Here is an 11438-nt window from a genome sequence, read left to right on the forward strand (position 1 = left end):
CTTATTCCTTTACCCCGTACTTCTTATCGAGATAGTCCATGATCCACGCGTAGGAGAAGACCAGTACGACGAAGACGTACATCGCTCCTTGGTGGCCGAACCAGAAACCGAGCGGCAGGCTGCCGAAATGCCAAGCGTTGAGCGGCTTGACGAAGAAGACCGAGCAGCCGAAAGAGACGGTTGCCCAAATCAGCATCATGATCACAATGACGCACAGATTGGCGCGCCAGTAACCGACGTTCGGGCGCGCGGAGGCGACCGGAGGTGTATCATCGATGGGGGAAGACATGCGAAGTCCTAAAACGGCAGGAAATTCAGAAACTTTTTGAATTTGCGCTGTTTAGGGGAATCGAAGAGCCGCCCCGTGTCAAGTAGCGGGGCTGATTTCGCAGTGAAATGGGGTGAAGGGCTGCTGCGTTGAAGAATCGAGAGAAAGGGAATGTAAGTGAGCTTTCCTGATTGATCTGTCGCAGCAACTCAGCTCCGTTCTAACGTGACTTGTCCAATGATGGCCCAGATAGCGACAAACGCGATTCCAAGCCAAGCATGGAGAATATCGATAGGCATTGCGTCTCCAACCTGGTGGTCAGCTTTAGCCCATCCGTGTCCGAACTTCACCCGTCCGTGGCAAAAGAAGTTATCGTCCGCCGCCTGCTGCGATTTGTTGAAAAAGATCAACCGACGCTACAGCCGTGATAGCATGACCGCCAGGCAAAGGCGGGCGCGATCAGCCAACCGGCACAGCTTCTGGTTACAGCCATCGCCGCGCACGGTTGAAGCGGATGTAGCGTCGGCAGAGACGTCATTGGTGGCATGCTCTTGCCGCGTCGCACCCGGGATGAGCATGTCTTGCCCCAGGCCGCATCACTCGCTTACGTAGGTTAGCAGTCCGTTGATATTCTCAACGGGCTGCTGGATCGCAGGGATGCGATCCCAAAATAGCGACGTAAGTCGTTATTTTGCGAGCCGCGAAGAGCGATGCTCTGAGCCTGGCGAGGTTGGAAAATGCCACGAGGGCATTTTTCAACAGGCAGTTAGGTGCAGCGAAGCGCAACCCATAATGCGGCCGGAAGCCAAAGGTAGGCCCGCGCAAGAGAACAGGGGCGCCGTTGCCACGTTGGCCTTGTAATAGTGCAGGATCTTACGCGTAGCGGCTCCAGCTGTATTCGGCCTGTTTGCGGAAGCCCTGCAGATGCAGCGAGCCGTCGGCCAGCAGCTTTAGCACGGAATAACCGTTACTATCGGCGCCGGTTCCCTCGACCATGGCGACCAGCGTGCAGTAGTGGATGCCTTTGATTTGCTGGTAATCGTTCTTGTGACTGTGACCTTGGAAGACTGCCTGAACGTTTTTCGACAGCTCCAAAATCGTGCGGACTTCGGCGGCGTTGCGGACCATGTGGTTGCCGGCGTTATCCAAACGCTGATGCGCGAAAATGATCGTCGGCTTGTCGTTGGCGGCCAGATCGTCGGCGAGCCATGTCAGTTCCTTTTTGGGAATGTTGGCGTCGGTCCAGACGAAGTTCTTTCGCTGGTAAGGCTGGTCGGCACTGGTAAAGCAAGCGTCGAGCACCACCAAGTGCCAGTCGCCGCGGTCGAAGGAGTAGTACGACTGCTGCTGTCCGACGGCGCCCAGGAACTCGCTCTTGGTCAGCGTGTCGACGCAATGGTTGCCAAGTACATAATGGCGGTCGTCGCTGATCTTCTGGAACGGCTCATTGATCGTACTCAGATAACGAAGTTCCGTCTCGACATCACCGGCGGCATCGATGAGGTCGCCCAACTCGACCACCATGTCAGGCGGCGTCCCGGCGAATTTGTCACTCGCCTCACGCAATTTTCCCAGCGTCTCGCGATAGTAGCGAGTACCGGCAGCCGGTTTGTCGGCATGATGCAGGTCGGTGATCAGGGCGATCCGCAGGTCGGCCTGGGCGTCCGCCGCAAAAGTGAGCGAACTGCCGGCGGCAGTCAACAGTAGCGAGGAGCCTTGCAAGAACGCACGTCGGTCTAGACGGATTGGTTGGTGGGTGGGCATGGCGATGTTGGTGGGTTAGTAGGGGAAGGAGCTGGCACTCGCTTACTTTACGCGCAAGCTATCTAGCGAGCAATAAAAAAAGGGCGCCTCACTCGGAGGCGCCCTGAAGTTTTACGAACTGTGTTGGATCGCTTACTTTTCGTCGAGCAGATCGACCGCCGCGAACTTCTGGCCTTCCAGCATCGCCAGGCTGGCGCCGCCGCCGGTCGAGACGTGCGAGACCTGATCGGCGAAGCCGAGTTGACCGATCGCCGCGGCGCTGTCGCCGCCGCCGATGATGCTGATCCCGTCCCCATCGGCGATCGCCTGGGCGACAGCCTTGGTGCCTTCGTCAAACGGCGGCATCTCGAACACGCCCATCGGACCGTTCCAGACGACCGTCTTGGCGGTTTTCACCAGGTCGGCATACAGCTTCGAGGTTTCAGGACCGATGTCCAAACCTTCAAAGCCGTCCGGAATCTCGCCTGCCTGGCAGACCACCTTGTTGCAGTCGCTCTTGAAGTCGTCGCCGCAGTGGGTGTCGACCGGCAAGACCAGCTTGTCGCCGCCAGCGGCGATCAGTTCTTTGGCCAGCTCAACTTTGTCTTTCTCAACCAGGCTGCCGCCGACCTTGCCGCCGGTCGCCAGCGAGAAGGTGTAGGCCATGGCGCCGCCGATCAGCACCTTGTCGCAGATGCCGAGCAGGTTCTTGATGACCATGATCTTGTCCGAAACCTTGGCGCCGCCGAGGATCGCCACAAACGGGCGTTCGGGGCTCTTGATGGCGTCGGTTAGATACTTGATTTCCTTTTCGACCAGGAAGCCGGAGACCTTCGGCTTGGCCCCCATCGCTTCCGGCACGGCGACCATCGAAGCGTCGGTGCGGTGGCAGGTGCCGAACGCATCGTTGCAGTAGATGTCGGCCAGCGCGGCCAGCTTGTCAGCGAACTCGGCGTCACCCTTCTTTTCGCCCTTTTCAAAGCGAAGGTTCTCAAGCACCAGGATGTCGCCATCTTTCAGTTCACCCGCCTTGGCGGTCGCGTCGGCGCCCACGGTGTCGGTGGCGAAGGCGACCGGCTTGCCGAGCAGCCCGGCCAGCGCTTCGGCGGCCGGCTTGAGGCTGTACTTCGAGTTGTCGGCGCCGGGCTCGGGACGGCCGAGGTGGCTCATCAGGATCAAACGGCCGCCGCGGTCGACGACCGACTTGATCGAGGGCAACGCCATTTCGACGCGGCGGGCGTCGGTGACGTTGCCGGCGTCATCCAGCGGAACATTGAAATCGACGCGCATCAGAACGGTTTTGCCAGCGACGTCGACGTCGGCGATCGATTTTTTGGCCATCAGCTTCTCTCGTTAATGTTCGGGGTGGAAATCTGGCCGGGCGACTCTTGCGCCCCGGCGGTGCTTTTAAACGCCTGGGAAACCGCCACTTTACCCGTATCGACCGACCGAGAAAAGCGGCCGAATCGACCGCCGCAAAGCTGATGCGAAAAGGCCAACCTAATGCGGGACAAGTTGCCCGACTGCCGCTATAGTGGCGGCAGCAGGTACCCCGCTCGAATTTTCTGGGAAAGATCCGCGATGACTTTAGTAGAGCCGCCGCCGAATTTGCCGGAGGAGGAGCGAGATACGGCGGAGCAGCTGAATCGGAAGGCGGGGCGTCTTGAGCGATTTCGGTTTTCGATGACGCGGTTGATCGTCGCGACGGCGCTGGCGCCTTTGCCGTACTGGATGATTCCGACCAAGAGTGAATCGGCCAAGATCGCCTTGGCGGTCAGTTCATTGGCGGTCGCCGGCGTGGTGCTATCGGTACGGGCGCGGCATTTGCCGCGGATCAATCTGACGCTGCAAATTGGGGCTCTCGTCCTGATCTGCAGTTCTTGTTGTTTGCCTTGGTTCATGGATCCGATCTTTTTTTGCGTTGGGACCGCCTGCTCGGCGGTGGTTGCATTTCTCGCCACCGAAGCGATCTATCCGTCGCGGGTGGTTCACGGGCGCCCGCCAATGCCGCTGCGTGCAAGAAGCGTGCTGCTCACTGGGGCAACGCCATTTGTGTTGGTCTGCTTGGCACTATTGTCGGTAAATACGGCGACGCCGTACGGGGCTCCCGATCGCCGGTTGCTACTTCCGGCGCTATGGGGAGCCGTTCTATCGATGGCGGCGCTGTTTGTTTGGAACATTGCCGGTTGGTATTTCGACGAGGGAGCGACGCTGGACGAACGTCCTGATCTTGGTTACCGGTACGAAGCGACGACGGTTTTGATACCGGTCGCTTTGATCGTCGCGATTCTTCGAGTTTTTTCGAGGGGGATTTCATGAGCGGAGAGATTCGACGAAGGGGAAGCGGTCGGCGACGTGATCAAAGAGCGATCGAGTTATTTTTTGGGGAAGAATTGAGTGATGAGTGAACTGGTCGAAGGGGCAGGGGACTCGCCCCGCGAATCGCCGCCGGTACGATCGGTGAGCCGTTGGAAGACTTGGCCGTTGCGGATGGTGCTCGCCAGCTTGGTGGCCGCTGCGCCGTTGATTATCGTGCCAGACGGGAGCATTCTCTTGCTCGTCAGCGTCATCGGCGGCTGCTTGGTGGCGTTTGTGACCGTGTTGTTTCTGAACGCCCAATATCTGCCGGCGCTGAACATCGCAATCACGCCGGGGCTGCTGATGGAAGCGACGGTGATCGTGATTCCCTTCTCGGCGTTGTTTGCGTTCCTGCGATACGTTTAGGATTTTCGCCGTGAAGGAAGAGGAGCAAGACGCCGATTTTCCGGAAGACGATTCGCCGGCAGTACAAAAGCCGGCGGCGCCGGGGTTTCGCTTCTCGATCAGCCGGTTGGCCGCGGCGATCGTCGCCGCGACGTTGCCGCTGCTGTTGATCGCCGATTGGAATCGCCAATATGGCTGGGTGTTTTGCATCAGCAGTTTGGCGATCGCGGGCGTGGCGCTGCGCGTTCGGGCGGCCGACTTGCCAAGGCTGAACGTGGCGCTGCAGTTGCTGTTGCCTTGCACGGCGCTCTCCGGCTGCAGCGTCTGTTTTGGTCTGGTGATTTTTCCGCTGATTTGCGGCGCCGCTTCGGCATTCGCCTTGGCGTATCTGATTTTTCCGAAAGAGTCTGGCGCCAACTACGAACCGCAATCGACCCTGTTTCTGTGGCTCTCCGGCATCTTGCCGTTTTTCCTGTTGTGCATGTTAACGCTGCTGCTGTCATTTGCGAGACGCAGCGAAGATCCGATCACCAGCGATCGCTACGCCGCGATCCTGCTGTTGCCCGCCACGTTTGGGCTGCTGACGTTGATCAATCTGTATTGGTTCGCCACTGATCGCGATGACCCGCGTTGTGACGATCCGCCGCGGGCCTACCTGTACGAATTGACGCTGGTGATCTTGCCGGTGGCGACGTTGTGTGGGCTGTGGAATCGGTTGTAAAGATAGGGACTTGCGCGATGAAGAGCGAGGAGCTGGTCGAAGACTTTCCGGAGGAAACTCGAGAAGCGGAAGATCGCTACCCGCAGGCAGATGCGCCGCGCGGGTTTCACTTCTCCTTGAAGCGGCTCTTGGTCGCCTTGGCGGTCGCGCCGTTGCCGTGGGTCTTGTTTCATAGCGTGCATCCAAACGCCGACTTGTTGCTGGAGCGTTCGATCGACGACAACGGAGTTACGTTCGCAGCGATAGCGTTGGGGGCGACGTTTCTTACGCTGCTCCCGATCAACCTTGGTCATGCGATTTATGACCGAGGAGAAACATTGCAGCAATGTCCTGGCCTGGGTTTCGCCTATGAGTTGAGATTGGTTGAGATTCCCGTCGCCGCGATTCTGGGGTTGTGGTGGTGGCTGTAAGCGAACCGCTACCGGGCGTAGGGCGGAAGTTGCTCCACGATCGAGCGGTGGATGCCGCTGATCCAGATGCGGCGCCCTTGACGCTTCCAGGCTTTGAGCGGAACGTCATGCGGTTTTTCTTCCCGTTTCCGAAATAGCCCCCAGAAAAAGAAACCGACGGAAACCGCGAAGACAAACAGGCAGACAAAGGTGGTTACCTCCACGTCATTTCGTGCCTTGACGACCTTGGTCTGGCTGGTGAAGAGTACCACTAGGCTTAAGATCGCAGCGAGCGGCGCAGCGACGAAATAGGCGGTGAGCGCAAGCCAGGAGAGTGCCGGTTTCGTCATCGCCATGTGCCCCGGAATGGTCCAAGACTGGATCCAAGTTCCTGTTCCGTACGTTCGTTGCCATAGCCAAGCCAGAAAATGCGCGCACATGAGGGAAACGGCTACTAAGACGGCGATTCCAATCCACAGGCCAAGGGCGTCGATGGCAATTTCGCCTGCCAATCGAGGAACGACCAAGATCACGACCAGCAAGATCAGTGGCGGCCAAGACGTGACGGGGAAGTAGGTAACGGTGATCGGACGTGGTTCACCCACGGCCGGCTTGCCTGTCGTCAAGCAAACCGACGGCATGGCGCTAGCGTCTAAATCGAAGACGACGCGGCGGCCATCCCGCCATGGCCCGGATGGTCCCGCTTGATCGGACGAAGTGGAGATGGGGGGGCGCTCGCCGATGCTGGAATTTTCAGTCATGCTGGATCGATCAATACGGTACCGTCGCCGTGCGGGAAGCGTGAACGTGAGAGTGCGGACGCCGCATTCCCTGGCTTGTGCTGCGGGCTAGTTTGGGACTAGCCACATTCGCGGCAGTGCCCTTTTAGCAGCACTTCGGTGATGTCGCTGTATGCCTTTTTGTTCGACGCTTTTAGCTTGATGTCGACGTCGTCCAAGCAGGCGACTTTGCCGCAGGTGACGCACATGAAGTGCGGGTGCTCGGTTCCTTCGTAGTGCGGCGTTTCGCCGCGGCGGAACTCGAACCGCCAGGTGTGGTCGCCGACGTCAAAGCGAGAGAGCAAACCGGCTTCGGCCAGTTCGACCAGGCTGCGGTAGATCGTCGACTTGTCGTAACCATGGGCGTCCAGCTCTTCGGCCACTTCGGCATGCGACAGCGGCGTGGTGGCGGCCGAAAGATACTGCAATACGCTCAGGCGGCAGGAGGTGCCGCGTAGTCCGGCGCCGCGGACCAGCTCGCGAGCTTCGCTCATGGTGATTTCGGAAATTTTCGCCACGGTTGTGTCCTTTGCGGAACTTCTTGGTCTTGTTTGTTCGTTATGTGGGGTTGGTGCGGAGCAATCGCAGGCTATTGGCGATCACCAGTAGCGAGACCCCGGTGTCGGCGACAATGGCCAACCAGAGATTGGTCATCCCCAGCACTGCCAGGATCACAAAAATCGCCTTCACACCGAGCGCGAACGCGATGTTGAATTGAATCATGCGCAACGTGTGCCGCGCCAGGCCAACCAGCCACGGCAGCTTGGTGATCTCGTCCGACATCAGCGCCACGTCGGCCGTTTCGATCGCCGCATCGGCGCCAATCGCGCCCATCGCGACGCCAACATCGGCGGCCGCCAAGGCCGGCCCGTCGTTCACCCCGTCGCCAATCATTGCGATCACGTTGTCGCCGCGCAGCTCTTTCACGGCGGCGATCTTGTCTTGCGGCAGTTGCTCGCCGCGCCAGCTGTCGACGCCGACCTCGGCGGCGACTTGCTCTACGGCGCCTTGGTTGTCGCCTGACAGAACCGCGACGTTGCTCACGCCCAGGTGATGCAATTGCTTGATCACATCGGCGGCGCCTTCGCGAATCTGATCGGCCAATACAATCAGGCCCAGCAACTGGTCGTCGCGTCCAACGATCACCAGCGAGCCGACGCCGACTTTGCTGGACGCGGTTTCCAATTGCTGCAGATCATAAAGGCGCTCGCGGGCCATCGACATGCTGCCGACCCAAGCGGCCGAACCATCGACCATGCCGCTGGCGCCGCGACCGGGGATCTCGGCAAAGTCGCCTGGCTCGACCAGCGTCAGGCCGCGCTCGTGGGCGGCGGAGACGATGGCGTTGGCCAGCGGGTGATTGCTTTGTTGTTCGAGCGATGCGGCGATGCGAAGGACGTCGTCTTCGGCGTTGCCGTTCTGTGGCGCCACTTCCGAGACGGCCGGAACGCCGGTCGTGATCGTGCCGGTCTTGTCCATCGCCAGCACGTTGACCCGGCCGAACGTTTCCAGCGCCAGGCCACCTTTGACCAGCACGCCGTTGCGGGCTGCTGCAGTCAGCCCGCAGACGATGCTGACCGGCGTCGCGATCACCAAGGCACAAGGACAAGCGATCACTAGCAGGATCAACGCGTTGTAGAACCAGGTGGTTGCCGTCGTCATAAGCTCGCCATCCGCAACTTGCCCGGTCAGTGCAAGGAACAGGGTTGGCAGCACCATCACCGCGACCGCCAACAGCATCATCGCCGGGGTGTAATAGGCGGCGAACTTCTCGACCCATTGTTCGCTGGGCGCCCGTTGTTTGTGGGCGTCGTCGATCATCTTGGCGATGCGGTCCAGCATCGTGTCGCCGGCGGCGTGGGTCACTTCAAACTGAAACGACGAACCGCCGTTGATCGTGCCGGCGTAGATCTCATCGCCGATGTTCTTTTCGACCGGGATCGACTCGCCGGTGACTGGCGCTTGATTGATGGCCGGAGCGCCTTGCGTGATGACGCCGTCCAGCGGCGCTCGCTCGCCTGGCTTGACCAGGCAGATCGTACCGATGGCGATGTCGGCCAGCGGTTTCTCTTTCCAGTCGTCGCTGCAGCAGCGGACGTGAGCCGTCGGCGGCGTTTGCGTCATCAGGTCCGAGATCGAACGCCGCGCTCGGGCGACGCTCCATTGCTCCAGCAGTAGCGACAGCGAGAAGAGAAACGCCACCATCGCCGCTTCAAAAAAGTCGCCCAGCAAACAAGCGCCCAAAATCGCCACGCACATCAACACGTTCATGTCGGTCCGCAGATGTCGCACCGTCATGACCGCCTTGGGAGCGACATACCACGCGCCGCTGATCGTGCCGAACAGATAGAACGCCGCGACCAGGTAGTTCATCATCGGCACGGGGCCCTCGGCCGGGAACAACTCGCCCGAGAACGCTGCGTGCAGACTTCCTGCCGAGACGACGTGCGTGATGAACCCGATCGCAATCAACGCCGCCGAAGCGCCGGTGGCGACTTCCTTGCCGCGGGTCAGGGTCGCCTGTTGGACGTCCGACTTGCCCCCATCGCGAAATGGTTTGGCGGTCATTCCCAGGTTGCCGACCGCGTCGACCAGCTGGTCGTAGGTCAAACGGTTGTCGTCATAGGCGACGTCCATCCGTCCACTGAGGACGTCAAAGTCGAGCTGTTCGATCCCGGCGACCGGTTCCAGGCCGACGCGCAGCTGGCGGACTTCCTCGGCGCAGTCGAGTTCGGGAACGTGCAGGCTAACCCGTTTCAGGGGGATGTCAGAGATCGGCTGAGTGCTCATCGTGATTCCTCAGCATGGGCGAGTGCATTGATGACCAGCGTGGCGATATGATCGTCGTCCAGCTGATAATAGACATGCTTACCGTCGCGACGAGCCTTGACGATGCGTTCTTGTTTTAGCAGCTTCAGCCGCTGCGAAACGGCCGGCAAACTGTCGTCGACCAGCTCGGCCAACTGAGAAACGCACAATTCACGATGAATTAACAAGGTCGCTAACTGCAGTCGGGCAGGGTCTCCCAGGGCGTGAAACAAGGCCGCGGCGCTAATGCGGGCCTCGTCGGTTTGGGCTAACGACTCGGTGTCGACCGCGGAGTTTTGGCTGGGAAAGGTTGCCATGGCGCGCCATAATTTAACAATTCATGAACTGTTTAACTGAATTATGGGCCGAAAAAGTCGCTAGTCAAACCCCTTCATGGCGAACGATTCGCACAGTTGCTACGTTTTGATAGAGTGAGGGTTTGCTGGCACTGACTGCGTTTACGAAGAAACGAGAGGATATTCGATGTTGCGGAAGTTGAAGCGGAGCCTGAGTTTGTGGAGCGTCGCCACCATGCTGACGGCGATTTCGTGGCCGCTGTCGGTCTCTGCCGACGACGCGCCGGCCCCAGTCGCGCCGCCGACTGCCGAGGAAAAAGCGGAAGCGGCCCCGGCCGAAACGCCTGCCAAGCCAGAGATGAAACAGCCGGCCGCTGAGAAGCCAGCCGACGAAAAGCCGAGCGCCGAAGAGAAGCCGAAGGCCGAGCCGGGCGAAAAGGCGGCGATTTTCAACAAGAAGTTCGCTGAGTGGAAGACGCTGCTGGCCAAGCTCCGCGGTCTGCAGGAAGACTACCGGTTGGCCGACGAGGACAAGCTGGTCGCGATTCACAAAGAATATGACCAGGCGCTCGACCAGGGCGAGGTGCTGATGGAGGAGATCAAGCAGGCGGCGATCGATGCCTTTGAAGAGGCGCCGGGCTCCAATGCCGATGCGATCAACTTCATGATTCTCAGCGGTAATGACGCCCAGAAGAAGGATAAGAACGAAGAAGCGTACAAAATCGGGCGTTCGCTGATCGAACATGGAATTGAGAATGGTCCGATCTACTCGATGACGATTCGAGCCGCGTTTGGCGCCGATCGGTTTGACGATGCGGTCGAAGTGACCGAAATGGCGGTTAAGTACAAGAAAAGCTCGGGGGATGAGGACTTCGCCCCCAGCGAAGAAGCGCTGGGCGAAGCGAACGCTTCGGCGGTCTACCGCGAGTTTTGGAAGAAAGAGCAGGAGATTCGCGCCAAAGAAGCGGAAGCGGACGACCTGCCGCGAGTGAAACTGACGACCGATCATGGCGACATCATTATCGAGTTGTTCGAGAACGAAGCCCCGCAAACGGTCGCGAACTTCATCTCGCTGGTCAACAAAGGGTTCTACGACGGGCTCTCGTTCCACCGCGTCTTAGAGAACTTCATGGCCCAAGGGGGCGATCCGAAGGGAGACGGAACCGGCGGTCCCGGCTACCACATCTACTGCGAATGCTACAAGCCGAACTTCCGTCGACACTTCAGCGGTACGCTCAGCATGGCGCACGCTGGGCGCGATACCGGCGGTTCGCAGTTCTTCATCACCTTCCGGCCAACGCCGGGCTTGGATGGCAAGCACACCGCGTTTGGGCGGGTGATCGAAGGAATGGACGTCGTGACCGACATCCAGCGCCGCGATCCCGAAGCGCTCGATGCGGCGACGCCAGAGAAAATTATCAAGGCCGAAGTGATCCGCGATCGGGGTCACGAGTATAAGCCAGCGAAGGTGCATTAGATTCCCTTAACAGTCCGTTGATTTTCTCAACGGGCTGCTGGATCGCAGGGATGCGATCCCAAAATAGCGACGTAAGTCGTTATTTTGCGAGCCGCGAAGAGCGATGCTCTGAGCCTGGCGAGGTTGGAAAATGCCACGAGGGCAATACCGTTCGGCACGCCATTTGCGCATTCAAATTAATTCCATTTCGCCGTGCCACAATGGCAGGGCGAAGCTTGGTTTCAACCTTGGATGCAGTGACATTTTATCGTGCG

At 59.4% G+C, this 11438-nt stretch carries 12 protein-coding genes; 5 read left to right on the top strand and 7 right to left on the bottom strand.

Annotation, left to right across the window (positions count from 1 at the left end; translation table 11 throughout):
- Position 1: 1 nt before the first annotated feature.
- The 3 genes from Enr8_RS03690 to Enr8_RS03705 form a co-directional block, all read right to left on the bottom strand.
- Entirely contained in the window at positions 2–289 is a 288-nt protein-coding gene (locus Enr8_RS03690; protein WP_146429251.1) for a DUF4212 domain-containing protein, read from the bottom strand.
- Between the two features lie 852 nt (positions 290–1141).
- Positions 1142–2032 carry a metallophosphoesterase family protein gene (locus Enr8_RS03700; protein WP_146429253.1) on the bottom strand — a complete coding sequence of 297 codons (891 nt, stop codon included), beginning with the start codon at positions 2030–2032 and terminating at the stop codon, positions 1142–1144.
- 132 nt (positions 2033–2164) lie between these two features.
- Complete coding sequence (locus Enr8_RS03705) at positions 2165–3352, bottom strand: phosphoglycerate kinase (protein WP_146429254.1); 1188 nt, start codon at positions 3350–3352, stop codon at positions 2165–2167.
- Between the two features lie 240 nt (positions 3353–3592).
- Between Enr8_RS03705 and Enr8_RS03710 the strand changes: the two genes are divergently transcribed.
- The 4 genes from Enr8_RS03710 to Enr8_RS03725 all read left to right on the top strand — a co-directional run bounded on the left by Enr8_RS03710 (position 3593) and on the right by Enr8_RS03725 (position 5845).
- Positions 3593–4330 carry a hypothetical protein gene (locus Enr8_RS03710; protein ID WP_146429255.1) on the top strand — a complete coding sequence of 246 codons (738 nt, stop codon included), beginning with the start codon at positions 3593–3595 and terminating at the stop codon, positions 4328–4330.
- Positions 4331–4411: 81 nt separating this feature from the next.
- Positions 4412–4735 carry a hypothetical protein gene (locus Enr8_RS03715; RefSeq protein WP_146429256.1) on the top strand — a complete coding sequence of 108 codons (324 nt, stop codon included), beginning with the start codon at positions 4412–4414 and terminating at the stop codon, positions 4733–4735.
- Between the two features lie 10 nt (positions 4736–4745).
- Complete coding sequence (locus Enr8_RS03720; RefSeq protein WP_146429257.1) at positions 4746–5435, top strand: hypothetical protein; 690 nt, start codon at positions 4746–4748, stop codon at positions 5433–5435.
- A 17-nt stretch (positions 5436–5452) separates the two neighbouring features.
- The gene (locus Enr8_RS03725) at positions 5453–5845 is read left to right on the top strand and encodes a hypothetical protein (protein WP_146429258.1); all 393 of its coding nucleotides are present in this window, start codon (positions 5453–5455) and stop codon (positions 5843–5845) included.
- 8 nt (positions 5846–5853) lie between these two features.
- Here Enr8_RS03725 and Enr8_RS03730 read toward each other — a convergent pair whose 3' ends face one another.
- The 4 genes from Enr8_RS03730 to Enr8_RS03745 all read right to left on the bottom strand — a co-directional run bounded on the left by Enr8_RS03730 (position 5854) and on the right by Enr8_RS03745 (position 9728).
- A complete protein-coding gene (locus tag Enr8_RS03730; protein ID WP_146429259.1) occupies positions 5854–6366 on the bottom strand; it encodes a hypothetical protein in 513 nt (170 codons plus the stop codon).
- 317 nt (positions 6367–6683) lie between these two features.
- Entirely contained in the window at positions 6684–7121 is a 438-nt protein-coding gene (locus Enr8_RS03735; RefSeq protein ID WP_246119936.1) for a Fur family transcriptional regulator, read from the bottom strand.
- Positions 7122–7161: 40 nt separating this feature from the next.
- Positions 7162–9393: a heavy metal translocating P-type ATPase gene (locus Enr8_RS03740; RefSeq protein ID WP_146429260.1), complete on the bottom strand. Its 2232-nt coding sequence runs from the start codon at positions 9391–9393 to the stop codon at positions 7162–7164.
- On the bottom strand, positions 9390–9728 hold the full coding sequence (locus Enr8_RS03745; protein WP_146429261.1) for an ArsR/SmtB family transcription factor: 339 nt from the start codon (positions 9726–9728) through the stop codon (positions 9390–9392). The genes Enr8_RS03740 and Enr8_RS03745 overlap by 4 nt, the downstream gene beginning before the upstream one ends.
- A 166-nt stretch (positions 9729–9894) precedes the next feature.
- On the opposite strand from Enr8_RS03745, the gene Enr8_RS25985 reads away from it, so the two are divergent.
- Positions 9895–11184, top strand: coding sequence for a peptidylprolyl isomerase (locus Enr8_RS25985; protein WP_246119937.1), 1290 nt, complete (start codon positions 9895–9897; stop codon positions 11182–11184).
- The last annotated feature ends 254 nt before the right edge of the window (positions 11185–11438 follow it).

It is taken from the genome of Blastopirellula retiformator (assembly GCF_007859755.1).
Classification (GTDB): domain Bacteria; phylum Planctomycetota; class Planctomycetia; order Pirellulales; family Pirellulaceae; genus Blastopirellula; species Blastopirellula retiformator.